The following is a 697-nucleotide window of genomic DNA, read 5'->3' as shown; positions in this document are numbered from 1 at the left end:
AATGTTGCCAGTGCCTTTTTGTACGGCTTCACTCAAGGTGACGACTAAATCAGCAGCAACTGCAACAGCGGTGGCGTTATCTGCGGGGGTGAAAGTGGCTGTGGGGGCTGTGGTATCAACGACAGCCGCAGTGGTGAAATTCCAAGCAGTTGCGCCTGTAGTACCGGCATAATTATTACCAGCTAAATCTTTAATTGAACCGGCGGCTATTTCAACGTAGTAATCAGTACCAGGCGCTAAATCTGCTGTGGGATTAACGGTGACGGTACTACCGCTAACGGTGACATTTGTTGAGGTGACATCAATGGTTTCCACCACTGAGTTATCCGATACTTTCTTTATGACAATATTGCCAGTGCCTTTTTGTACGGCTTCACTCAATGTGACGACTAAATCAGCAGCAACTGCAACACTGGTGGCGTTGTCTGCGGGGGTGAAAGTGGCTGTCGGGGCTGTGGTATCAACGGCAGCCGCAGTGCTGAAATTCCAAGCAGTTGCGCCTGTAGTACCGGCATAATTGTTCCCTCCTAAGTTTTTAATTGCACCAGCAGCAATTTCAACGTAGTAATCAGTACCAGGCGCTAAATCTGCTGTGGGATTAACTGTGACGGTACTACCAGTAACGGTGACATTGGCTGAGGTGACATCAATGGTTTCTACAACTGAGTTGTCGGAGACTTTCTTGATGACAATATTG

At 47.9% G+C, this 697-nt stretch carries 1 protein-coding gene; it reads right to left on the bottom strand.

The window, feature by feature from the left end:
• The coding region (locus QT984_RS06980; protein WP_333373636.1) for an Ig-like domain-containing protein at window positions 1–697 on the bottom strand (697 nt) is incomplete at both ends.

The sequence above is a fragment of the Microcoleus sp. Z1_B2 genome (genome assembly GCF_036700325.1).
Lineage (GTDB): Bacteria > Cyanobacteriota > Cyanobacteriia > Cyanobacteriales > Microcoleaceae > Microcoleus.
This window is presented reverse-complemented; position numbering and strand designations above follow the sequence as displayed.